Origin of the sequence: Oligoflexus tunisiensis (assembly GCF_001748245.1) — a bacterium.
Lineage (GTDB): Bacteria > Bdellovibrionota_B > Oligoflexia > Oligoflexales > Oligoflexaceae > Oligoflexus > Oligoflexus tunisiensis.
In genome coordinates this window covers 372,466-395,630 of the sequence record NZ_BDFO01000001.1, presented here as the reverse complement: position 1 = coordinate 395,630, position 23,165 = coordinate 372,466, and the positions used below count along the sequence as shown (strand labels likewise).

Sequence of the window (23,165 nt, the reverse complement as noted above, 5' to 3'; positions counted from 1 at the left end):
GACTTTTTTTCACTCTTTTGCAGCATCATCAATTCTGCCAGAGGTTTTCCAGTTCCATCGGCTGCACGCGGAGGCGGCTTTCGGCATAACGAACTTCGGGAATGGCGGCGTCGCCTTTGGTGGTCAGCAGGGTCCAGAGGGCGGTGGCTGCGGGCTTGTCGCCTTGCGTATAGGCCTCCTCGGCCACCTGCCAGATGATGCCGGCGGTCACGGGGTTGAAGGGAATGTAATCGCGCTTCAGATAACGCTGCGCAAGTTCCGCGATGGAACCCTTGTTCATATCAAATTCAAACTCCATCAGCGAGTAGGCGCAGTTGGTTTCGAAGCGCAAAAGATCCTTCAGCGTCGAATCGATAAAAAAGGCGGCCGTGCGCTGCACCTTCAGGCGCTCGCTAAGCCCCTCGTGCCTTTGAATCTTCTGCAGCATGGGATAAACGATATCGCAGCCGATCGAGATATCATCCTCGACCCATTTGAGGCCGAGATTCAGAATCCAGGGATAGTGCTCATGCCCCTGCCGATGATTGATAATGCGATGGAGGTAAAGACGGACGCGATCCTCCTGGGGCAGATGAATCTTGAGCTTTTCCAGCTCATGGGCCAGATCCCGGTTGCGGCGAAGCCAGACGTCCTGGTCCTTGCCCTCGGTTTGATCCACCAGTTCCACAAGGACCGCCGCCAATTGTAGCATGCCCAGTTCATTCATTTGGCTTTTGGCAAAGACATCCAGAAATTCCCGGGCCCGATCGGCCTGATTGATCTCCGCATAAGCGGCGAACAGCCTTATGGCGAGTTTTTCACTGACCACGGGGAAGAGAAAGGTGCGGGTCTTCTCGAAGAACTGCACCGCACCATACAGATCCCCGGCTTTGAAGTAGTCATCGATTTTCCGCGACTGCACCTCGCGCACGGGTTCCACCAGCTTCTTCAGAAATTCGGAATTCGGATAGTGCTGGGCAAAGGCTCGCACGCGTTCCACCATCTCCGGCGTGCGTTCATGCTGCGCGTAGGAGGCGGTTTCACAGGTCCAGGCCATTTCCTGGGCCGGGGGTGGAATGATATCCACCTGACCTTTCAGCTCCTCGAGCATCTGCCGCGCGTGACGGATGTTATTGCCTTCATACTCCGGCAGTTCCAGACAGGCGAGGCGGATTTTCGCGAAATTGGCGGTCACGTGGCCGCGGAATTCCTGACCGTGCTGGAAGTAGTTGAGGCGGGCTTTTTCATAGTTTTTGGTGGCGAGCCAGGTGTCCGCAATCCGCAGGCTGGCCAGTGCCTGCATGTCGGTATCGAGCTCCTCAACCGCCTGGGGCAGTCCAGCCGCATGCAGGGCGTATTGCATCGTTTTCCGGGCCTCTTCAAAACGCCCGAGCCAGAAGAGGGATTCCCCCCGCAGGATATACTGCGAAGGCCGAATCTGATTCAGCTCGCGATCAATCTTGTTGGCGGCGGCATAGACCTCCTCCGCCAGCTCAAAGTTATTGAGGTCATAGTAGATGTCGCCGATGCGGGCGAAGATCGCGGCGGACGTCGTCATGTCTTCGTCCTGGCGCAAGGTCAAATCCAATTCCTGGACTGCTTCCAGATACGACCGGTTGCGGATGTAGACTTCCGCCATCATGCGGTGCAGTTCCCGGCGATATTCCTTGCGACCCGTGCGCCGCAGAAAATCAAGGCCATTGGCCACAGAACCCGATACGCCGGCCCAACGCTCATAATTAAAGTAAATAACCGACTGATTGTAGAAAGCGCGCGGGGTAACCTGTTCCAAAAGAGCGTCGGGAAGATCCTTCTTCCGATCAAAGGCCCAGGCCAGGAACGTGCTGGCATTCACAAAGTCCTGCCGGACCTCCGGAACATCGTATTTCCGGCCGTTCTCCTTCCACTTGAGCCAGCCCCGATACATAAAGGCCTGGGCAATGAAATAGTCCGTGCGGCGATGGGCTTCATAGCTCTTGCCATAGCGGGCACGACCGCTGAGCCACGTCTTGCGGGCCTCTTCCACGTTCCCATCGAGGAAAAGCGCCCGGCCACGGTTCATGTGCTGGTAAGCGCGGCCCTCGCCGGGAGTGGCCGGAAAATCCGCACGCATGGCCTCGCTGTCGAAGTTCGGATTCATATCCAGATCAAAGGTGACCTTGGGCAGGGTCGAAGGATAACGCCAGAAAATTTCCTGGCTGTTCGGACGGGTGGCCTCTTTCTGTTCAAAGTCGCCGATGAACATGAAATTTTTAATGATACTGTCGGCCGAGCGCTCGTAGATTTCGGATTCCGGGTCTTCCTTGGGCTCAGGCGGTGGCGGTTGGGTTCCCTTGCGGGCGAAAGCAATTCCGCCGGCAACTCCCATGACGGCCAGAACCAGTCCCAGTTTTTTGATGGAAAGACCCAATGCCCCGCTTCCTTATTCTGAAGGATGCAGGATTGGTCGGCAGAATTTGCCGCGAACTCAAGGGGCAGGTGGGGTAGTCTGCGTGGACTGCCGAAACACGGCAGCCTGGTATTCCACTACGGCTTGGGAAATCGCTTCCATGGATTCCTGCACCATCATGGACTCACCGTTGGTAAAAAAAATAATGGTGTCCGGAACTGACTCAATATATTTGACGGTTTCCAGATTGATGAGGATTTTCTGCTGGTCGAGCTTGGTCAAAAGTATCATCAGGCATCCTTTCGCGGCAGTCTGGCTATGGCGGTCGTCTGTGGTTTATGGTAGTTTCCACGATCTTCGACCGTCAAGCTCCCCCATTTGGAGAATCTGTATATGCAATTAGACGTCCTCAATTCCCGCGCCAAAGATGCTGCTATCAAGTACGATCGTGTATGGAGGTTCCTTTGACGTCCCCAGCAAGGAATCGCAGCTGCAGGACATCGAGGCTGAAATAGAAGCCCGCCCCGACTTTTGGTCGAACCCCACGCTTTCCGCTCCCATCCTCAAGAAAAAACGCGCGTTGGAGTTGGCCGTCAATCGGGCAAAGCTTCTGACCGCGACCCGCGATGATTTGTGAGCCGCGCTCGAACTGGCGGAAGAGGGCGGGGATGAAGAGTATCTTCAGGAATCCGCACGCCTGCTTGAGCAGCTGGAAAAAGAGCTGCAGGCCCTGGAAATTCAAAGTCTGCTCGGCGGTGAAGTCGATGGCAATGATGCAATTTTGACGATCAACTCGGGTGCCGGTGGAACCGAATCCTGTGACTGGGCGTCCATGCTGTTTCGGATGTACCTGCGCTATGCGGAACGCAAAGGCTGGGAAACCGAGGTGCACGACGTGCAGGATGGTGATGAGGCCGGCATCAAGAGTGCGACGATTGAGATACGCGGTCCTTACGCGTTCGGTCTTCTGAAAGCGGAATCCGGCGTGCATCGCCTGGTGCGCATCAGTCCTTACGACTCCAACGCAAGACGCCATACCTCCTTTGCATCGGTCTATGTTTCGCCAATTGTCGATGACAATATCGAAATTACGGTGTCCGATTCGGATCTTAAAGTCGATACCTACCGCGCATCCGGTGCCGGGGGTCAGCACGTAAACCGTACGGACTCTGCGGTTCGCATCACCCACATCCCATCGGGGATCGTGGTGGCTTGTCAGACGCAGAGATCGCAGCACCAGAACCGTGATCAGGCCATGAAAATCCTGAAGTCACGCCTCTACGAACGGGAACTGGAAGCCCGCAAGGCGGCTCAGGCCGTAGTTGAAGGCAACAAGAGTGATGTGTCATTCGGCAGCCAGATTCGCTCGTATGTTCTGCATCCCTATAAGCTCGTCAAGGATCATCGGACCGATCACGAATCGTTCGCCCCTGATGAGGTGCTCGATGGGGCCATCGATACCTTTATCAACGAGTACTTGGGTCAGCAGTACAAGGCTCCGGCCGAGTAAGGGGCAACGGCCGCACGCGGCCTGACTTTTCCTTTCCGACGGCCGAGTAACGGGCAGCGGCCGCACGCAGCCTGACTCTGTCTCCTCCGACGGCCGAGTAACGGCAGCGGCCCGCGCGGCTGACTCCCTCCTGTACTCCCCCGGCTGAAGACCAGGGACCTTTTCGTTCCTGCCGCCCCCGGCTCAACCGGGGGCTGTCTTTCCAGACTTTTCCAGCGTTTTTTAACATTTTGTCAAATTTATCAAGTTCTCATGAGAAATGGTCCATACCTTCCCTCAGGAGTGTATGCAAGATAGCATTCTGCCAAAACATTTTTTGACTTACCCTATTTTCCCCGATATTCTAATAGTAGAAAGCGGGACACCCACTCTTACAGCAGCACAAATTAGATGGATGGCGGACGGTGATCGAACAAGGCGCTTCAAAAAGTTGCCAGATGCTTCGGTTTATGCTTCCGTTATCTATCAGGACCTATGAATAGGGCAGCGACATCGTTCACTACCAGCGAGGGGCTAGCATGGATGCCAGCAAGATCATCAGCGCCATCACAGAACATGAATTTCATGATCAGTACAAGCAACTGCACTGGACGGGAAACCTCAAAGAGTATTTGAACATGGTGGTTGAACGCCCCGCCATCGCCCGCACCGCTTTTCAACGCGTGTACGATATGATCTCCAGCTATGGCTATGAAACTTACACCGAATACAAAAAAGAACTGTATCACTGGAAATTTTTTGACGATCCATTCGACAACGGTCGCGACGCCGTGTTCGGTCTCGACATTCACCTGAATAAATTAGTGAATGTGTTCAAGGCTGGCGCGCAAAAATACGGCCCTGAAAAGCGCGTGATCCTTCTGCATGGACCGGTTGGCTCGGCGAAATCCACCATCGCCCGCCTTCTGAAGAAAGGTCTGCAGCACTATTCCCGGACTGACGATGGTGCGCTTTACACCTACCAGTGGATTGGCCTCGGCGATGTGCTCGGCATGGAAGACACCATGCCCTGCCCGATGCACGAAGAGCCGCTGCACATCATTCCCATGGAACGCCGCCGCGCTGTCCTCGACATCCTGAACAAGAATCGGGATCGGGCTGAAGCCGTGCATATCGAAGGCGATCTCTGTCCAGCATGTCGCTATGTCTATAACAAGCTGATGGAGCGTTACAACGGCGACTGGGAAAAGATGGCCAACAAGCACATCCAGGTCAAACGTATGATCCTTTCCGAGCAGGATCGGATTGGTATTGGTACGTTCCAGCCGAAGGATGAGAAGAACCAGGATTCGACCGAATTGACCGGTGACATCAACTACCGGAAGATCGCGCAGTATGGTTCCGACTCCGACCCCCGCGCCTTCAACTTTGACGGTGAATTCAATGTGGCCAACCGCGGCATCATCGAGTTCGTCGAGGTTCTGAAGCTCGACGTGGCGTTCCTCTACGATCTTCTGACCGCAAGTCAGGAGCACAAGATCAAGCCCAAGAAATTTGCGCAAACGGATATCGACGAGGTGATCATCGGTCACACCAACGAACCGGAATACCGCAAACTGCAGAGCAACGAATTCATGGAAGCTCTGCGCGACCGTACCGTAAAAATCGACGTTCCTTACATCACGCGTCTGAATCGCGAAGTGGAAATCTACCGCAAGGACTTCAATGCCAAGACGGTACCGCATATCCATATCGCGCCGCATACGCTGGAAATGGCGTCGATGTGGTCGATCCTGACCCGTCTGGAAGAGCCCAAGAAGGCCAACCTTACGATCATGCAGAAACTGAAGCTGTACAACGGTAAATCCATCCCAGGCTTTACCGAAGACAACGTCAAGGAACTGCGCAAGGAAACGACCCGTGAAGGCATGGACGGTATCAGTCCACGCTACATCCAGGACAAAATTTCGAATGCATTGGTGGTGGATAAAGGCAACGGCTGCCTGAACCCCTTCATCATTCTGAACGAAATGGAGTCGGGCCTGAAAACCCACTCTTTGATCAAGGATGAAGAAACCCGCAAGCGTTACCGTGAGCTTCTGGCTCTGGTGAAGATGGAATACGAAGACATCGTGAAGCACGAAGTGCAACGTGCGATCTCGGCCGATGAGAGTGCGATCGACAAACTCTGCGGCAACTACATCGACAACGTGAAAGCCTTCACTCAGAAAGAAAAGGTGAAAAATCCTTACACGGGTGAAGCGGAAGAGCCTGATGAGCGCCTGATGCGTTCCATCGAAGAGAAGATTGACATCCCCGATTCCCGCAAGGACGATTTCCGTCGCGAGATCATGAACTATATCGGGGCCCTGGCTCTCGAAGGACGGGCCTTTGACTTCCGTACAAACGAGCGTCTGCACAAAGCTCTTGAACTCAAGCTCTTTGAAGATCAGAAGGATACGATCAAGCTCACCAGCCTCGTGTCCAACGTGGTCGATAAGGAAGCTCAGGCCAAGATTGATGTGGTCAAAAACCGTCTGATCAAGAACTACGGCTACTGCGAGATCTGCGCAACCGATGCTCTGGGCTTTGTGGCCAGCGTATTCGCGCGCGGTGATGTGGTGAAGAAAGACAAGAAATAAGAGCTAAGCCGGAGATGGGGGTGATTTTTGGCCATGAAAATGGAATCGGATCTCAACCGGTTCAGAAAAATCGTCCGTGGCAAGATTAAAAAAGAACTCCGGCGTTTCATTTCCAGTGGCGACCTTGTCGGTCGCCAGGGAAATAAACGCATAACCATTCCTCTTCCTCGCATCGACATCCCTCATTTCAGCTTCGGCAATCGGGAAAAAGGTGGCGTCGGTCAGGGAGATGGAGAAGTCGGTGATACTGTCGGTCAAGGTCAACCGCAGCCAGGCCAAGGCCAGGCTGGGGAAGGCGAAGGCCAGCATAGCCTGGAAGTGGATGTGACGCTCGAGGAACTCGCCCAGATTCTGGGCGAGGAACTGGCTCTGCCGAACATCCAGAGCAAGGGCAAGGAAAACATCGAGGATAAGAAGTACAAGTACTCGGGCATCCTGAAGAAGGGTCCCGAGTCTCTGCGTCACTTCAAAAGGACCTTCAAGGAAGCGCTGCGGCGCAGCATTTCCAGCGGTGACTATGATCCGGACAATCCGGTCATCATCCCGGTGAAGGACGACAAGCGTTTCCGTTCCTATCGCATCACTCACGAGAAAGTCGCCAACGCGGTTATCATTTACATGATGGACGTGTCGGGTTCGATGGGTGACGAGCAGAAGGAAATCGTGCGTCTGACAGCGTTCTGGCTCGATACCTGGCTCAGCACGCAGTACAACGGCCTCGAACGCCGCTACATTATCCACGATGCCACGGCCCGTGAAGTGGACTCGGACACGTTCTACAAGACCAAGGAATCGGGCGGTACCCTGATCAGTTCAGCCTATAAACTGGCGTTGAAACTGATCGAGGACGGCTTCAATCCGATGGAATGGAACATCTATCTGTTTCACTTCTCGGATGGTGACAACTGGTCGGGCAATGACACCGCGGACTGTATGAAGATCCTCGAAACCAGCCTTCTGCCGATTTCCAATATGTTCTGCTATGGACAGGTGGAATCCCGTTATGGATCAGGGCAGTTCCTCCGTGATCTGCACAAACATTTCGGGGAAACCAACGAAGGCATCACGACCTGCCAGATCAAGGATCGTGACGCAATCATGGACGCACTTAAAATCTTTCTGGGCAAGGGGAGGTAAGCATGGTCTACAACACCCAACTGACTCCCGAGTTGCGTGATCTGGCCGCTTCCATTCAGGAAGCGGCGAAACGCGCGGGCCTGGATTTCTTTGAAACGATCTTTGAACTGGTTGACTATAAGCAGCTGAACGAAATCGCCGCCTATGGCGGCTTCCCGACCCGCTACCCGCACTGGCGCTTTGGAATGGACTACGAACGCCTTTCCAAGAGCTACACCTACGGGCTGTCGGTGATCTATGAAATGGTGATCAACAACGATCCCTGCTACGCCTACCTCCTGCGCGCCAACAACATGGTTTCGCAGAAGACGGTGATAGCCCACGTGTTTGGTCACTGTGATTTCTTCAAGAACAACTACTGGTTCAGCAAAACCAATCGGAAGATGCTGGATCAGATGGCCAACCATGCCTCGGTGATTCGGCGCTTTATCGAAGACGTCGGTCATGACGAGGTGGAAGACTATGTCGACTGCTGTCTGTCCTTGGAAAACCTGATCGACATCTACGCGCCCTTCAATCAACCGGCCCGCAAACCGGAAATTGATCCCTTTGATGAAGAGCACTATCGTGGCGATCCGGTGCATAAGCTCCAGTCCAGCAGAAAATACATGGACAGCTACATCAACCCGAATGAGTTTCTGGAAGGCCAGAAGCAGAAGCAGGAAGAGAAGGCCAAGCGCAAAAAGAATTTCCCGGAACATCCTGAGCGCGATGTCCTGAAATTCCTTCTCGAATTTGCTCCGCTGAACAGCTGGCAGAAGCGGATTCTTGGCATTATCCGTGATGAGTCCTACTACTTTGCACCACAGGGTCAAACCAAGATTCTGAACGAAGGCTGGGCAACCTACTGGCATAGCCGCATGATGACCGAACTGCATCCTTTGCAGGACTCGGAAATCATCGACTACTGCGATCAGCATTCCGGTGTGGTGGCGTCCGCTCCTGGTCAGCTCAATCCCTATAAACTCGGCCTGGAACTCCTGCGTCATATCAAAAGACGCTGGGACAAGGGTCAGTTCGGGATTGATTACGTGAACTGCGAGGATCCGAAGAAACGGGCCGAGTGGGATTTGAAGCTGGGACTCGGCGACAAGAAACTTTTTGAAGTCCGCCGTATTCACAACGACATTACCTTTATCGATGCGTTCCTGGATGAGGATTTCTGCCACGAGCACAAACTCTTCCTCTATGACTATGATCGCCGCAACAATCGCTATGTGATTACCAATCGCAAGTTCGGGGAGATTAAACATGCTCTCCTGGGCCAGCTGACCAACTTTGGCCAGCCCATCATCCTCGTCAAGGATGGGAACTTCAAGAATCGCAATGAACTCCTGCTCGAACATCAGCACGAAGGTACTGATCTGAAACATGAGTTCACCACCGAATGCTTGCGCAACCTCTTCAAAGTCTGGCAACGGCCAGTGCATATCGAGACGATCATCGAAGACGTCAAACGGCGGGTTTCTTATGACGGCTCCAGCCACAATGTGGAAAAGATCTAAGTTCGTACAATGGCTTCTGGTGCTGGGCTGCGGCCCGGCACTGGTCCTGCCCGCCTTCCCTTGGGATTCCCTGCACGCCGTGGAATCCACGGGCCACCGTTTGCCCAATATCCGGCAGGTTGCCATCATGCCCGTCTATTGGCAGGGACGTTTCCCTGAATCCCATCGCTTTGCCCAAAGCAAAAAGCATATCGAGGGCCATTTCTCCAAAATCGTTCGGGACTCCAAACGCTTTGTCTTCAGCAATGATGTGCTGACGGCTGACCTCTGGTCCACCGCCGAGGGACGGCAGCAGCTTGCCGAGGAATACGAAATCGATGCGATGATCAACCTGACCGTAACAGGCCAGGGCGATACCATGCGCTGGACCGTGCGACTCCTGCATCCGGGAATGCGCAATTACCTGACAGAAACCGAAACCCTGCCCTTCAACTGGCTGCTCGCCGCCACCAACGCCGACATCGACCAGAGACTGCAAAATCTCCTGTTTCGCATGCTCAATCGCTTTCCGGTCGATGTCTATGTCACCTCCATTCAGGGCCGCTACCTGACGCTTTCCAGCGGCTCGGAACAGAATATTTTTGAAGGGGATGACCTCAGTTTCTATCAAACCATGGTGCGCACCCAGCACCCTGCCGATGGTTCCTGGCTGACCTTTGATCAGAAACTTCTGGGCAAGGCCAGGGTCATCGAAAGCAAAACCCATAGTGCCATCGCCCTGATCACCGCCCTGTCCTATTCGGATGCGATTCGCGTCGGGGACGGAGCCAAGGTCGCGGCGATTGCCACGCGGCGTGCTTTTCAGCAAAAACCCAAGGACGAGCCTTTCTATACTCCCCTCGAACCGGAGAGTCCTTTGGTGGAGGCACGGCCTCTGCCTCGGGCTGTGGTTCCCGAACCGCAAAGCACCGAGCCCCCGCGCGTGGCCGAAAACAAGGTGGAAACCCCGCCACCACCGCCTGTGCAACAAGCACCTTTGCCTCCCGAACCGGTGCCGGCCCCCAACCCTGTCATCCCCGAGGAATCCGAGGATGAAGCGCTCGACATGCTGCCCATCGCCTTCAAGAAGGTGGAATTTCAAGGCCAGAACGAAACCTTTGCAATCAGCGGTGCCGCGAAGTCCTCGAGCCAGTTTCCCATCTATCTTTTGAATCGCGTGGATCTCGCCGCCACCCAGGATATCGCCTCGGATGTGGAAGCGATCGCGCGGGCTCACCTGCGCTTTGGTTCCACCGCCAAAGGCAGTTACTTTGGTCTCGGCCTCGGCTTTGAACCTCTTTATTACATGCCGATGCGCACGGCCGTGTTGCCAAGCCTCGATCGGGTGATGGTAGGCGCTCTGATCAGTTTTGAAAGTCTCGCAGTCAGTGGCGAACCCCTTGGCGGTTGGGATGTGATTTCGCTTTCCCCGGCGGTGCATCTGCAGGGTTCGTATCATGTCGTGAGCATGGCCCAGAACTTTGACTACGATCTTAGCGGACGCCTGACCCCGATCGATATCGGTGAAGTCGGTGTCGCCGGGAAAAAACGCAAGATCAGTGACAGCTTCACCCTCGATCTTGAAGCCAACGTCATTCAAAAGGCCAAGGCTCAGGATTGGGAATGGGGTGCAATGCTGGGCTACAGCACCGGGACCATGAATCTCAGTCAGGGGTCCATCAATACCAGCGTTCTGCGCCTCGGTGTGGCGGGACGCATGCGGCTCTAAGAAGGGTCGCAGCCCTGGCTGCCTGGGATTTCCCTCGCCCGCGAGTCCGTCCTCATGCTAAAAGCCGATCTCCGGCGTCAGACCACCCTTCCCTTTTCATTCTGATCCCGCGCCGGCCCATGAATCCTCAAGCCTGCCGAGGTCCTTATGATTCTCAACCGCCTGCGTTTGGAAACCCATGCCCAGCATGAGGCCCTGGATCATCATCCTCTTATGGTCCAGCTGATGAGTCCGACGCTCTCGCGCACGCTTTATCAGCATATCCTTGGCAAATTCCTCGGCTTCTATCAGCCGCTGGAACCCCTGCTCGCCCGTTATACGCTTTGGCCCTCCCTTGGTATCGATCTTACGGAGCGCCGCAAGACACCCTGGCTGCTCGCGGATCTTTCCCACCTTCAGGTCCCCCTTGCCGCACGGCCATGCGCCCCGCAGCCGGATTGGATTCACGATGACGCCGCGGCGCTCGGCACTTTCTATGTCATGGAAGGATCGACCCTGGGTGGCCAGGTCATCGCCCGGCATGTTGCGCGCTGCCTGGGCCTCAGTCGGGATCAGGGGCTGGCCTTTTTCTCCAGCTATGGCGAGGCTGTGGGCACCCGGTGGAAGGAGACCCGCGCCGCCCTTGTGCAGTTTGCCGAACAAACGGGAGAGGAGGATGCGATGATTGAAGCCGCGCGACGCACCTTTGAAGCCTTGTCCACGTGGCTTGATACCGAAGACACCGGACTATGCAATCATGCTCTCCAAGGTGGTTGATTGGCTGACTGGAAGGGGTGCAGGTTTTTTCCCACAGATTGACAAGGCGGGCGGCATACGTCATATCCTAAGAGTTTCGTCAGGAAGCCATGGCCACGCGAGGAAACAGCGGTGAAACCTTCCAAAATTAGAGTGCAGCTCGTTGGGTTCCCAGCATGAGTCATGAGATTCACAAGCGTGACGGCACGCCGAATCCCGAGGATCTGCCGCTCATGGATATGAGGATTCTGGTGGCGGATGACTCCAAGGATAATCAGCTGCTCATCAAACGCATCCTGCAACGATACGGGGCTTTCGTCACCACGGTGAGTGATGGTGAGCTCGCGGTGGAGGAGGGCACCAAAAATCCGTATGATGTCATTCTCATGGATATGCAGATGCCGGTGCTCGATGGTTACTCGGCCACGCGCAAACTTCGCAGCCAGGGGGTGGAGATTCCCATTGTGGCTCTAACTGCCCATGCGATGCAGGAGGAAAAGCAAAAATCCCTGGCCGCTGGCTGCAGCGCGCATCTGACGAAACCTATCGACCGGAACCTCCTGCTCCAGACCCTCATGGGCCAGACGGGGCAACAAAAAACGCCCTATTAAACCTGCATCAAGGCGAACTCATGCAGGAGTTTCTTTTCATTTATCTGATTTTTGTTTGACCTTGCAGGTGCACAGCTGAAGCATGCTCTGTCAACGCGCTTTTCACAGAACAGTTTGATACCCGCCCTCTGGTGCTGACCGAACACTTCCCCTAGATTTGCCTCAGGATCAAACCAAAAACTGGAGATTGCGTCATGAAAACTTTAACTGCTTTGGCCCTGGTTCTGGGATTTGCTTCGTTCGCTCAAGCCGGCATTGAATTGGACGTCACCCATCCGCTGACCGTCGGCAGCACACGCTTTGGTGTGGAATCGGTCACCTTCAACGGTACCGGCTGCGCCGGCGGCAAGGGCACGGGTTATCTGGTACAGAATGATATCCTTTGGTTGAAGTTCGCTGATGATCAGACCGCCAAGACCGGCCCGGGCACATCCCTGAGCGCCAGCCGTCGCAACTGTGCCGCGACCATCAACTTCAAGGACAGCAACCGCTCCTATGCGATTGATGCCGTGGCTTTCTATGTGGAAGCGGATCTGCCTGCAGAGAATACGGCCAACGTTACCGTCAACTGGTTCTATGCAGGTCAGGGTCAGACGGGATCCTTTACCAAAACCCTGGACGGCGATTATTCCGGAGTCTGGACCAACACCTTCCAAGGGGCTGTTTCGGGTGATGTCTGGAAACCCTGCGGCGCCGATCGCGCTTTGACCGTCAACGGCGCCATCCGTGTGTCGGGTCCCCGCGAACACGAATCGATCGCGCAATGGCAAATCCTCGGCATCCGTTTGAAATCACGTTCCTGCTGAATGCTGAGGCCTGGGCTTCTCCGACCCAGGCCTTTTTTCTGCGTAAATCCTCCCTGTTTCGCCGCGGCCGGAATTTTGCTTTCCTTTCCATCAGAACCCTTTCTTGAACGGAAGTGTCGTTGAATTACGTAGGCAGAAGGATTCGATAAGCCAATAAATTCAGACACAGTTCATAGGAGCGATGGAAATGATTGTACAATTCAGCGTCAATCCCATGGATAGCGAACACATCAGTGAAGACATCAACAAAATCACCGCGTACCTCGACAAGGTTGGACTCGACTACGACGTCGGTCCCATTGGAACCAGCATTCAGGGGGAATGGGATACGATCATGCCCATTATTCAAAAATGCCACCAGATGATCGTGCGGGATCATGCCCGGGTCCTCACCACCATTACCATTGATGATCATAAACATAAGGAACATAGCCTCGAAACGGCCATGACGTCCGTGACTGAGCCTGTCAGCATCTCCCTCTAAATCCAGGAAAGGGCAAGGCCATGGAAACAGAACCCATCGTGTCGAAGGACCTGCTGGCTCAGCTCAACACCCTCAGCCTTCCGCTCAGGAAGGAGCAGGATCTCGGCCCCCTTTATGAACGCATAGGCCAGGCGCAGCTGGTGCTGCTTGGTGAAGCGTCGCATGGCACATCGGAATACTATCAATGGCGGACGGCCATCAGCCGGCGCTTGATTGAAGAAAAAAAGTTCTCCTTTATCGCTGTGGAAGGGGACTGGCCGGACTGCTTCCTTATCAACCAGTACGTGAAAGGTCGTCTCGATCCCACGCAATCGGCGCGCCGCATTCTGACGAACTTTCGCCGCTGGCCGACCTGGATGTGGGCCAATGAAGAGGTCATCGATCTCATCGAGTGGCTCAAACTTTACAATGATCAACAGCCGGAAAAAACCAAGGTTGGCTTTTACGGACTTGACGTTTACAGCCTCTGGGACTCCCTTTCCACTCTGACCCAGCAGCTTAAAAAATATGACCCTGAATCAGTGCCCATGGTGGAAGAGGTGTTTCAATGCTTCAACCGCTTCGCGGGCGATGCCCACGAATATGCGCGCTCCACCTGGTTCCGGGAGGATACCTGTGAAAAACAAGTGCACGGACTTTTGGAGCATCTGAAAACGCGCAAGATGATCCTCGACCGCCATGCCGAGGCTCATCTGCAGGCCGAACAGAACGCACGCGTTCTCAAGAACGCCGAGGCCTATTATCGCAGCATGATGCGGGGTGGTCCCATGTCGTGGAACATCCGGGATTTTCATATGGTCGAAACCCTGGATGAGCTGATGAAACATCATCAGCATCACGGCGCTGTGGCCAAGGGCATCGTCTGGGAACACAATACCCATATCGGTGATGCCCGCTTCACGGACATGTTCGAGGGTGGGGAGGTGAATGTCGGCCAGCTCGTGCGTGAACGTTATGGTGACGACAACGTGGTGCTCGTGGGTTTCTCAGGTTATGCCGGAACGGTGATCGCCTCCCGGCGTTGGGAAGCGCCGATGCAGGTCATGCGCTGCCCGAATGGGCGTGAAGGCAGCTGGGAAGAGGTTCTGCACCGGGTCAGTCCGGAGAACAAACTCCTGGTCTTTGCTCCCATCTTTGCCAGCGATGAAATGCTCGAGGAACGCGGTCATCGTGCGATCGGGGTGGTGTATCATCCGGAGGGGGAACATCTGGGGAACTATGTGCCCACGGCCCTGCCGCGACGTTATGATGCCCTGATCTATCTGGATCAGACTCACGCCCTGCATCCTCTGCATCTCAAACCCATTCATGACGGAGAATTTCCCGAAACCTATCCATCCGCCATGTAGGGTGGTCCTGTTGGATTTCTACTCTCCTGGCAAAAGCTTGCGGACCAAAGGTTCCGCAGGCTGCCAGGTCTCGGCGTCGGCGGCCTTGGAGTCAAAGTAATAGCGGTGGAAGCGCCCGTCCTTGAAAGCGAGGACGTTCGGACGATCCCAGCACTCCACACTGAAAAGGCCGCCCTTTTTGCGATCCCGTCGGGGCTCGGCATAGGGCACATGAAAATGACCGAAAATGCCAAAATCACCCGGGCCCGCTTCAAGCCAGGCATCGACCGCACCCAGAATTTTTTCATGTTCAATCTGACGGTATTGATCCTGAGCCCGTGAAACCTCTGAACCTTTGGTCGCAAGGTTGTCCATCCACGCTCCTGGCAGAAGGCGTGCCACTCCGGTCACGAGCGGGGATTTCACCAGACGCCGGAACGCGCGATACATATTGTGTGAGTAAATGAGATCCCCGTGAGCCATTTGGATGGTTTCGCCGCTTTTCAGATGAATCACATGGGTGCCTTCCGAAATGATCTGCACACCCTTCCAGGGTAACGATGCCAGTTTGAACTCGTGGTTGCCCTCGAGATAGATGACCTGCGTGCCGGACTGCACAACCTTTTCGAGCGCCTTGCCGATGGAATCAAACTTACGCTGAAAATAAGGGTGCGATCCCAGGCAGAAGTCGAATATGTCACCCATGAGAACGAGGTATTCGACCTCGCTCCGGCTGGCGCCTTCCAGCAGATGCAAAAGCAGCTGGCTGCGGTTATCCTCCACATGATTCAAGTGAATGTCCGAAACCACCAGCAAAGGCGCCGTCCACAGTGACAATGAAGAGTCCCCCGTTCGTTAAATCAAGCGATCAGCACAAGATAGCGGGAAACTTGAGGCCCCTCAAGAGGCCCTTGTCAGCCCCCTCCTTCATGGGTTTGACCTTTCAACGGTCGTCCAACTATTCCCTTGCATTCCCCTAGACTTTCTGGTTCCTTAGATGAACATAAGGCAAGTATATGCCAAATTGGAGGATAGCCCATGTCGCTCGACATCGAAAGTCAATTGAAAAAAATCGTGGTGAACCAACTCGGCGTTGAAGAAGCTGCTGTGATCAGCAAAGCCAAATTCATCGAAGATCTGGGCGCGGATTCACTGGACATCGTTGAGCTGGTCATGGCGATGGAAGAAGCGTTCGGCATCGATATTCCTGATGAAGAAGCCGAAAGCATCCGCACGGTCGAAGACGCTGTTGGCTATATCAAGAAAGCCAAAGAAGTTTAATTCCGTCCTCCTTTCCCATCGTACTCTCGCAGCAAATGCATCGGAAGGCGTAGACTATGAGCGAACGCATCGGCATTGCCTCTGACCACGGAGGTCGGGTACTCAAGGAAAAGGTGAGCCAGTATCTTCGCACCCTCGGATACCAGGTCGTTGACCACGGGGTTCCGGTGGACGACGCGGACTCGGTCGACTATCCAGACTATGCGCAGACTCTTGCAAAAGAGGTGAGCCAGGGTAAGCTGCCCCGCGGCATTCTGATTTGCGGGACGGGCATCGGGATGTCGATCGCCGCCAACAAGATTCCTGGCATCCGAGCCGCTCTGGTCTGGGATGAATTCACTGCCCGCATGTCCAAACTACACAACGACGCCAACATCCTCTGTCTTGGCGAACGTGTCCTGAATCACGATCGCGCCCTCGAATTCGTCAAACTTTGGCTCAATACAGAATTTGAAGGCAGTCGCCATCAGAATAGACTCGATAAAATTCGCGCCCTCGAACGTTGAGGGTCCACACAAGGACGGCCCCATGAAACCCTGGTCTTCACTGCAAAGCCACGATCCGGAAATCTACCGTCTCATCGAAGCGGAACTCAAACGCCAGGAAGAGGGTCTGGAGCTGATCGCTTCGGAAAACTTCGCTTCCGCTGAGGTGATCGCCACCATGGGCAGCATACTCACGAACAAGTATGCCGAAGGTCTGCCCGGCAAGCGCTATTATGGTGGCTGTGAAATCGTGGATCAAATCGAAACGCTGGCCATCGAGCGAGCGAAAAAACTGTTCGGCGCGACTTATGCCAACGTTCAACCTCACTCCGGAGCTCAGGCCAACGCCGCTGTGTTCCTGGCTCTTCTGCAGCCCGGCGACAAGGTGCTCGGCATGGACCTCTCGCACGGAGGTCACCTGACTCATGGCTCCAAAGTCAATTTCTCCGGCAGCATTTATGAGTCGCATTTTTACGGTGTCGATCCCGAAACCGAGCGCCTCAACTACGATATGATCGCGGCGAAAGCCAAGGAAGTGAAACCCAAAATGATCATCGCCGGGGCCAGTGCCTATGCGCGTTTGATTGATTTTGGTCTCTTCCGTGAAATCGCCGATTCAGTCGGCGCCTATCTCTTTGTGGATATGGCTCACATCGCTGGTCTGGTGGCGGCTGGTGAACATCCCAGCCCCGTGCCTTACGCGCACGTGGTGACGACCACCACCCATAAAACGTTGCGGGGACCGCGCGGGGGTTTGATTCTTTGGAACGATGAGAAATTGAATTTCAATAAGGCTGTGTTTCCCGGCATCCAGGGTGGTCCCCTGGAGCATGTGATCGCCGCCAAGGCCGTCAGCTTCCTGGAAGCTCTGCAGCCTTCGTTCAAGGAATATCAAAAAAACATCCGCACCAACGCCAAGGTTCTGGCCGATGCGCTGGTGGGCAAAGGCTTCAAGCTGGTGTCCGGCGGCACGGACAATCACCTGATGCTGCTCGACTTCTCGAAGACGGAGCTCAGCGGCAAGAATATGGAAGATGCGCTCGGCAAGGTTCATATTACAGTGAACAAAAACACCGTGCCGAACGAAAACCGCAGTCCGTTTGTGACCAGCGGCGTGCGCATGGGAACCCCGGCTTTGACCTCGCGGGGCATGGGTGCAGCGGAAATGCAGCAGATCGCCAGCTGGGTTCGTGACACCTTTGATCACTTCAAGGATGACGCCAAACTGAAGTCCATCGGTGAGGACGTAAAGCAACTCAGCCGGCGCTTCCCGCTCTATCCTCAATGGAAGGGCTGAAACTTGAAGTGCCCCAAGTGCGATTACCTGGATACCAAGGTACTGGAGAGCCGCGTAAGCGTGGACGGCCGCAGTATCCGGCGTCGTCGTGCGTGTTTGAAATGCCATCATCGTTTCACCACCTATGAAAAGGAGGAGGAGCTGATCCTCCAGGTGAAAAAGAAGGATGGCTCCTTCGATGAATTCAGCCGGGAAAAAATCATTCGCGCCATTACCATGGCCTGTCGCAAGCGGCAGATTTCGATGGATCAGATCGAAGCCATGGTCACGGCCATCGAAGCTCAGCTGCGTTCCGAGGGGGACCGGGTCATTCAAAGCAGCAAGATCGGTGATCTGGTGATGAAAAAGCTTCGCCAGACCGATCATGTGGCTTACGTGCGTTTCGCCTCCATCTACAAGGACTTCAAGGATCCCGAGGAGTTTGTTCGCGAACTGCGCGGCCTCAAAACCAATCGGGAAACCCCGACTCCGGGGAACAATCCTCCGACCAATTAAAACATAAGGAAGAGCCATGTTTACCGGACTCGTGGAACAGGTGGGTCGCATCCAGAGTATCGAGGAACGGGCTGGCTACAAGGTTCTGACGCTGACGATTCCCGAAGCGGACGTGTATGCGGAAAAACTCGGCGACAGCATCGCCGTCAATGGCTGCTGCCTGACCGTAACCCGTCGCTCGGAAACGACGATGTCGTTTGATGTCAGTCACGAGACTTTGTCCAAAACCAGCCTGAGCCAATTGAAAACGGCTTCTCTTGTCAACCTCGAACGCGCGCTGCGGGCCGGGGATCGACTGGGTGGGCATATGGTGGCCGGACATGTGGATGCCGTGGCCACGGTTCGTTCGATCGATCAGCTGCCCGGTGGCTGGAATATTTGGGTGGCGCTGCCGCTGGATCTGGCCCGTTATGTGATCCCCAAGGGATCCATCGCGCTTGATGGCATTAGCCTGACCGTGAACGAAGTCAAGGATGAAGCCAAGGCCTCCCTGATTCGCCTGACCCTGATTCCCGCAACGATCGAAAATACCAACGTGCAGACCTGGGCACCGGGGATTCTGGTGAATGTCGAGGTGGATATGGTCGGCAAGTATATCGAGCGCATGGCTCTGCCGCATCTTTCCGGCAAATAAAGAAGGTCTGTCAGTGGCGACAGACCTTCAAACACTCAGGCCTACCTTAAGGGCGGCCTTCCTGAATTTTCCAAAAAGCGATTAGGGAGCTTCGGGAGCGTCCATATCAGCATCAGAATGTGCAGCTTCAGCAGGTGCAGCTTTCTCAGTAGCTTGATTGGCAGCAGCTTTTTTCTTGTTTTTGCTTTTGGATTTCTTAGCTTCCTTGGTCTTGGGAGCAGCTTCTTCGGTTTTTTCCTTGGAAACTTCTTCGTTAGCCATAGCAGGAGCGGCCAGGCCAAGAACAACGGCGAACATAGCGACTTTCTTCAACATACTTGCCTCTCTCGTTCTCAAAACTTAGTGTTAATCACTTTCTGAAAAACGTTCACTGTCATTTCTCAGACCATCATAATCTCGTGTTACTCGCGAGTTCGCCACGAAAGAAATTCGAATAAATATATTTTTATACCGACTTTGACGGACGGTCTCCGGCCTTTAGCTCCTGACCAGAGAGATGTTTGACCTTTTATGCTCCTGGTATTTCAAGAGCCAGGTCACACTTTTTTCCAAATCCCAATTGATGGTTCCGCCCTAAAAATTTTCTAATAGGCCAGGCTGCCTATTGTCTGCGCGACCAGACCAAGTATTTTCGGGCCCAGCTGGGGATGGATTTTGTCGACCGTATCCGTACTGCGGTGATACGCGGGATAGTCCAGATAATCGTTCTCTATGAAGAGGACGGCGGGAATCCTGTTATCCAGAAAGGGGACGTGATCCGACCCCCAATAGTCGAGACTTGAGGTCAGAACCAGTTCAGCATCCTTATGCGCGGCCTGGATCTGGCTCAGAAAAGGCTGACTCGCCGGCGACGTTTCCAGGAGACAGTCCAGCTCCCCGTCCCCGCTATAGCCGATCATGTCCATGATAAAGACGCCATGAATCTGTTGCGTGCGGCCGTCCGCCAGCCAGTTTTTAAGCCAGGCGCGGCTGCCGAGCAAACCCTGCTCCTCACCGGAAAAAGCGATGAAAATAAGTGTGGCTTCCGGCGGCTGCTCAGCAAAGAGACGGGCCAGAGTCAAAAGCCCGGCTGTGCCGGAGGCGTTATCCTCGGCCCCGGGTGCCAGCTCAAACGGTCTTTCGCTGGTGCTGTCGTAATGGGCACCGACCACATAAACTTCATCAGGGCGCGAGCGGCCTGGCAGCGTGGCGATCACATTGGTCGCCAGGCCTCGGGCTGTCGTGAACGTCGACTCCTCAACCTGAAGACCGGGAATGGACCGCAGACGGCTGCTGAGAAATGTCCGGGCCGCATCAATTTCCGAACCATAGGTATAGCGGGAGAAGCGGCTGATTTCCTCCACCTCGCTCCGCCAGGCGTCAGCATCCAGGGCCGCGCGCAGGGAAAGAATGGGTTCCCCGGCTTCGGGATCAAAGGGCAATTTTTGCACAAGGCGGACATTCGGCTGCAGGGGCCGCAGACGATGATGAGGACCATCAGCCATGGCGATGGCGCGGGGACTTTCAATCACCCGCGTCCGTCCCCCGCGAATGAGTTCACGGCTCTGGGCCGGCAAAGGACCCGCTCCCTGAAAAAAATAAACCACACTCGGACCCGGTGTGGCTTCGATTATGGTTGTCCGTGAGCCGCCTGGCGTATCCTGCCCATCCCAGCGTTGCAGGCTGACGAGAATGCGATCCTCGCCTTCCACCCACCAGCTGCCGGGATGCTGCTCCACCCACTGTTTGATCTGAGAGGATTCACTGAGCGGAGCCAGAGCGAAGTAACCAGCACAGAGACAGGTGCCACTGGAAAAAGCCGCCACGATGCTGGTAAGACTCTGCAGTAACTGCCTAAGGTTCATAACCCGTCCCTCATGCCGTTGTCGATGTTTATCACATCATAGAGCAGAGGCGACGGGAAATGCTTGCCGGGCGGTTCATTCATTCAAAGAGGCATCGGATAACTCGCCTGGCACTCGCCCACCGGCACCGTAAACGCCACCGTAGCGGCCGGGCTGGCAAAGTCGGTCAGGCTATAGGCTTTCAGGCCATAGGGTGAAAGAGTAATCAGGCGATCATCCACACGATAGAGCCGGTTGATATCGAGCGAGGAACCGCCATAGGCCATCTGCGACTGGCAGTAGCCAGGAATCAGCTCCCGATGGGTCACACGACCGCGATCGACCAGCGTATTGCCATCAAAGAACAGGAGTTGAGCGCCACTGAATTTCACGCTGCCATAATCCAGGCGTTCCACCAAGGGAATGCCGACGAGGCCGCTGGCGCTGTCAAAGAAGAAGGCGTGATGATCCTGAGTGACATCCGAACTCGATCCGCGGTTGCCATAGGTTTTCACATCGAGGCGGTTCATGGCCGTGGGATCACTGGTATCAAAGAGCGAGACCTGGATCCCTTGCACCTGTCCGGTTGAAAAGGCATCAAATCCAACACCCAAAAGGCGACCCGAAGCCAAAGGATGCATATAGGTGGAGAAGCCGGGAATTTTCAGTCCACTCAGCATTTTCGGTGCGTTGGGATCGGCAATATCAATCGCAAACAGGGGATCCGTTTGTCGGAAGGTAACCACATAGGCGATGTTGCCCACATACCGCACCGAGCGGATGTCTTCATTCGTTCCAAAATTTTCCACGCTGCCACTCACCACAAGACGCTGGGTGGCGGCATCACGTTCCAAGACGGTCAGATGATTCTGGGCGGCCTGCTCACCCGTGCCCCAGGTTGCACCGGTGGTGCTGGCTACGACGAGGTTCTGGCCCCCATTCATGCCATGCAGAGCCCAGCGGTCCTTGATCCGGCCCTTCACTTCACCATCAGCCAGAGGATTCAACGCTCCTGTGGCACCATCAAAACCGATCTGCTGGATTAAAAGTTTTTCATCGGCTGCCCCAACCCAGGCACGGCCACCCCAGCGTTCCTCAAACCATTCCACCTTGGTTTTCAGAAGATAGAGCGAATCGGTGGTCATATAGATTTCCCCACCCTGGCCGATCACGCCCAAATTTTGAGCGGCAGCCTGAGGATTCGCTGTGTCCAGGGTCAGGACCTTGGAGATGCCGCGATCCCAGTCGGCCATTTTCCGTTTCACATAGTTCTGACAGGGAATGCCGTTCAGGGCTTCACCTTCCACCTTGATCGCGGTATCGCGTTGGCTGTTGGCCCACACGGACGAGAAAAATTCGCGGGCGCGGGCGTCGGAATACCAAAGCTCGTCGGCGAAATCCTCGAGCGTCACCGGCGTGGTTTCCATGGCGATCTGATCACGGATGACGAGCACGAGCTGATTCTGCACCAATCGGCTATCGAGATATTGTCCGTCCACTGTGGATTCGGAAACCAGAGTCGGCAGCTGACCGGGCGCGGTGGAATAGACAGCGATCTTCACCTTATTGCTATAACCATAGCCTGGGAAGGGCATCGGCATGTCGGCGGTGCCGATCTCGGGACCACCGGCCGGAATGGGTTTGACCGGATCCTCGTTCGGATCGCGGACGGCTGGCCCGACGACGATCAGACGATCATCCTTCGTGAAGAACTGGGGACTATACCAGGACGCAACATCCACAGTTCCCTGCATTTGCAGACTGCTGCGGTCGATGACCTGGATTTTTCCGAAGCTGTGAACATAGATTTGATCGCGACCGATGCGGTAACGATCCGCTTCGTCCACGCCCGCTTCCTGAACATTGGTCAGGGTGTCCGCACTGCCCGCGCTGTTGTCTGCAGCGGCTTCCGGAGCTGCGGTCGGAGTCGCCGCATCGGTTGTGGCGATATCACCCCGGGTATTGTTATCGATATTGATCAGCATCGAGGCCACGCTATCGCTGATGCTGGCTCTTTGCTGCACCCAACGTTGCTGCACTGATTCATTCAAATCAGCGGCGAGCACCTCACAGTTTTCATAAAGGGCCATCCCCTGCCGCAGTTCCGGCTGGAGCAGGGCCATGCGCTGAGCCTCCAGGCGCGCATTGGTCACATAATCCGGTCCAAAGGTTTGATCCTTGCGATCGGACTTGCCGAAAATTCCACAGCCTGCCAGCCCTAACAGACTGATTCCCAAGCCAATTTTTTGAATGGAAAGACCTCGAAACATGTTCGTCTCCTCAGGTTGCCACGATGAAGACTTTACGGTCAAAATGCCGTTTTACAGAAGGCGAAAACCCCAAATTCCGTATTCCGGCGTATTCCAAAACAGGTCG

General features: G+C 54.9%; 20 protein-coding genes and 1 pseudogene. 15 read left to right on the top strand and 6 right to left on the bottom strand.

Annotated elements, in window-relative coordinates; all coding sequences use genetic code 11:
* Positions 1–28: 28 nt before the first annotated feature.
* Positions 29–2,389, bottom strand: coding sequence for a tetratricopeptide repeat protein (locus OLTU_RS01810; RefSeq protein ID WP_141731052.1), 2,361 nt, complete (start codon positions 2,387–2,389; stop codon positions 29–31).
* A 57-nt stretch (positions 2,390–2,446) separates the two neighbouring features.
* Positions 2,447–2,659 carry a flagellar FlbD family protein gene (locus tag OLTU_RS01805; protein WP_141731051.1) on the bottom strand — a complete coding sequence of 71 codons (213 nt, stop codon included), beginning with the start codon at positions 2,657–2,659 and terminating at the stop codon, positions 2,447–2,449.
* 136 nt (positions 2,660–2,795) lie between these two features.
* On the opposite strand from OLTU_RS01805, the pseudogene prfB reads away from it, so the two are divergent.
* From prfB to OLTU_RS01750, 10 genes and pseudogenes are all read left to right on the top strand, one after another.
* Positions 2,796–3,878, top strand: a pseudogene (gene prfB, locus OLTU_RS01795) (peptide chain release factor 2).
* Between the two features lie 518 nt (positions 3,879–4,396).
* Complete coding sequence (locus OLTU_RS01790) at positions 4,397–6,460, top strand: PrkA family serine protein kinase (protein ID WP_141731048.1); 2,064 nt, start codon at positions 4,397–4,399, stop codon at positions 6,458–6,460.
* Between the two features lie 27 nt (positions 6,461–6,487).
* Positions 6,488–7,597 (top strand): DUF444 family protein, encoded by a 1,110-nt coding sequence (locus tag OLTU_RS01785; RefSeq protein WP_176736253.1) that lies wholly within the window; start codon positions 6,488–6,490, stop codon positions 7,595–7,597.
* A 2-nt stretch (positions 7,598–7,599) separates the two neighbouring features.
* Positions 7,600–9,102, top strand: coding sequence for a SpoVR family protein (locus OLTU_RS01780; RefSeq protein WP_141731046.1), 1,503 nt, complete (start codon positions 7,600–7,602; stop codon positions 9,100–9,102).
* Entirely contained in the window at positions 9,086–10,810 is a 1,725-nt protein-coding gene (locus OLTU_RS01775; RefSeq protein ID WP_141731045.1) for a hypothetical protein, read from the top strand. Before OLTU_RS01780 ends, OLTU_RS01775 begins: the two co-directional genes overlap by 17 nt.
* Before the next feature lie 147 nt (positions 10,811–10,957).
* A complete protein-coding gene (locus OLTU_RS01770) occupies positions 10,958–11,566 on the top strand; it encodes a biliverdin-producing heme oxygenase (RefSeq protein ID WP_141731044.1) in 609 nt (202 codons plus the stop codon).
* 155 nt (positions 11,567–11,721) lie between these two features.
* Complete coding sequence (locus OLTU_RS01765) at positions 11,722–12,156, top strand: response regulator (protein ID WP_141731043.1); 435 nt, start codon at positions 11,722–11,724, stop codon at positions 12,154–12,156.
* A gap of 194 nt (positions 12,157–12,350) precedes the next feature.
* On the top strand, positions 12,351–12,962 hold the full coding sequence (locus OLTU_RS01760; RefSeq protein ID WP_141731042.1) for a DUF4360 domain-containing protein: 612 nt from the start codon (positions 12,351–12,353) through the stop codon (positions 12,960–12,962).
* 187 nt (positions 12,963–13,149) lie between these two features.
* Positions 13,150–13,446, top strand: a complete 297-nt coding sequence (locus OLTU_RS01755; RefSeq protein WP_176736252.1) for a thiamine-binding protein — start codon at positions 13,150–13,152, stop codon at positions 13,444–13,446.
* Between the two features lie 20 nt (positions 13,447–13,466).
* Entirely contained in the window at positions 13,467–14,795 is a 1,329-nt protein-coding gene (locus tag OLTU_RS01750) for an erythromycin esterase family protein (protein WP_141731040.1), read from the top strand.
* Positions 14,796–14,813: 18 nt separating this feature from the next.
* Here OLTU_RS01750 and OLTU_RS01745 read toward each other — a convergent pair whose 3' ends face one another.
* Positions 14,814–15,611: a UDP-2,3-diacylglucosamine diphosphatase gene (locus OLTU_RS01745; RefSeq protein ID WP_141731039.1), complete on the bottom strand. Its 798-nt coding sequence runs from the start codon at positions 15,609–15,611 to the stop codon at positions 14,814–14,816.
* Positions 15,612–15,812: 201 nt separating this feature from the next.
* On the opposite strand from OLTU_RS01745, the gene OLTU_RS01740 reads away from it, so the two are divergent.
* Genes OLTU_RS01740 through OLTU_RS01720 form a run of 5 tightly spaced genes read left to right on the top strand, consistent with a single transcriptional unit; the run spans position 15,813 to position 18,966 of the window.
* On the top strand, positions 15,813–16,055 hold the full coding sequence (locus OLTU_RS01740) for an acyl carrier protein (RefSeq protein ID WP_141731038.1): 243 nt from the start codon (positions 15,813–15,815) through the stop codon (positions 16,053–16,055).
* Positions 16,056–16,111: 56 nt separating this feature from the next.
* Positions 16,112–16,561, top strand: a complete 450-nt coding sequence (gene rpiB, locus OLTU_RS01735) for a ribose 5-phosphate isomerase B (protein WP_141731037.1) — start codon at positions 16,112–16,114, stop codon at positions 16,559–16,561.
* Between the two features lie 22 nt (positions 16,562–16,583).
* Positions 16,584–17,837 carry a serine hydroxymethyltransferase gene (gene glyA / locus OLTU_RS01730; RefSeq protein ID WP_141731036.1) on the top strand — a complete coding sequence of 418 codons (1,254 nt, stop codon included), beginning with the start codon at positions 16,584–16,586 and terminating at the stop codon, positions 17,835–17,837.
* A gap of 3 nt (positions 17,838–17,840) precedes the next feature.
* A complete protein-coding gene (nrdR, locus tag OLTU_RS01725; protein WP_141731035.1) occupies positions 17,841–18,332 on the top strand; it encodes a transcriptional regulator NrdR in 492 nt (163 codons plus the stop codon).
* A gap of 16 nt (positions 18,333–18,348) precedes the next feature.
* The gene (locus tag OLTU_RS01720; protein WP_141731034.1) at positions 18,349–18,966 is read left to right on the top strand and encodes a riboflavin synthase; all 618 of its coding nucleotides are present in this window, start codon (positions 18,349–18,351) and stop codon (positions 18,964–18,966) included.
* An 81-nt stretch (positions 18,967–19,047) separates the two neighbouring features.
* On the opposite strand, the gene OLTU_RS01715 is transcribed toward OLTU_RS01720, so the two are convergent.
* The 3 genes from OLTU_RS01715 to OLTU_RS01705 form a co-directional block, all read right to left on the bottom strand.
* Positions 19,048–19,281, bottom strand: coding sequence for a hypothetical protein (locus OLTU_RS01715; protein WP_141731033.1), 234 nt, complete (start codon positions 19,279–19,281; stop codon positions 19,048–19,050).
* Between the two features lie 269 nt (positions 19,282–19,550).
* Positions 19,551–20,810, bottom strand: a complete 1,260-nt coding sequence (locus tag OLTU_RS01710) for a M28 family metallopeptidase (RefSeq protein WP_141731032.1) — start codon at positions 20,808–20,810, stop codon at positions 19,551–19,553.
* 83 nt (positions 20,811–20,893) lie between these two features.
* Positions 20,894–23,059 (bottom strand): beta-propeller domain-containing protein, encoded by a 2,166-nt coding sequence (locus OLTU_RS01705; RefSeq protein WP_141731031.1) that lies wholly within the window; start codon positions 23,057–23,059, stop codon positions 20,894–20,896.
* Positions 23,060–23,165 lie beyond the last annotated feature (106 nt).

Coding starts and splice junctions, on each gene's coding strand:
- OLTU_RS01805 (WP_141731051.1), bottom strand. CDS start 2,659: ATGATACTTTTGACCAAGCTCGACCAGCAGAAAATCCTCATCAATCTG.
- OLTU_RS01790 (WP_141731048.1), top strand. CDS start 4,397: ATGGATGCCAGCAAGATCATCAGCGCCATCACAGAACATGAATTTCAT.
- OLTU_RS01780 (WP_141731046.1), top strand. CDS start 7,600: ATGGTCTACAACACCCAACTGACTCCCGAGTTGCGTGATCTGGCCGCT.
- OLTU_RS01775 (WP_141731045.1), top strand. CDS start 9,086: ATGTGGAAAAGATCTAAGTTCGTACAATGGCTTCTGGTGCTGGGCTGC.
- OLTU_RS01770 (WP_141731044.1), top strand. CDS start 10,958: ATGATTCTCAACCGCCTGCGTTTGGAAACCCATGCCCAGCATGAGGCC.
- OLTU_RS01765 (WP_141731043.1), top strand. CDS start 11,722: ATGAGTCATGAGATTCACAAGCGTGACGGCACGCCGAATCCCGAGGAT.
- OLTU_RS01760 (WP_141731042.1), top strand. CDS start 12,351: ATGAAAACTTTAACTGCTTTGGCCCTGGTTCTGGGATTTGCTTCGTTC.
- OLTU_RS01755 (WP_176736252.1), top strand. CDS start 13,150: ATGATTGTACAATTCAGCGTCAATCCCATGGATAGCGAACACATCAGT.
- OLTU_RS01750 (WP_141731040.1), top strand. CDS start 13,467: ATGGAAACAGAACCCATCGTGTCGAAGGACCTGCTGGCTCAGCTCAAC.
- OLTU_RS01740 (WP_141731038.1), top strand. CDS start 15,813: ATGTCGCTCGACATCGAAAGTCAATTGAAAAAAATCGTGGTGAACCAA.
- rpiB (WP_141731037.1), top strand. CDS start 16,112: ATGAGCGAACGCATCGGCATTGCCTCTGACCACGGAGGTCGGGTACTC.
- glyA (WP_141731036.1), top strand. CDS start 16,584: ATGAAACCCTGGTCTTCACTGCAAAGCCACGATCCGGAAATCTACCGT.
- OLTU_RS01720 (WP_141731034.1), top strand. CDS start 18,349: ATGTTTACCGGACTCGTGGAACAGGTGGGTCGCATCCAGAGTATCGAG.
- OLTU_RS01715 (WP_141731033.1), bottom strand. CDS start 19,281: ATGTTGAAGAAAGTCGCTATGTTCGCCGTTGTTCTTGGCCTGGCCGCT.
- OLTU_RS01710 (WP_141731032.1), bottom strand. CDS start 20,810: ATGAACCTTAGGCAGTTACTGCAGAGTCTTACCAGCATCGTGGCGGCT.
- OLTU_RS01705 (WP_141731031.1), bottom strand. CDS start 23,059: ATGTTTCGAGGTCTTTCCATTCAAAAAATTGGCTTGGGAATCAGTCTG.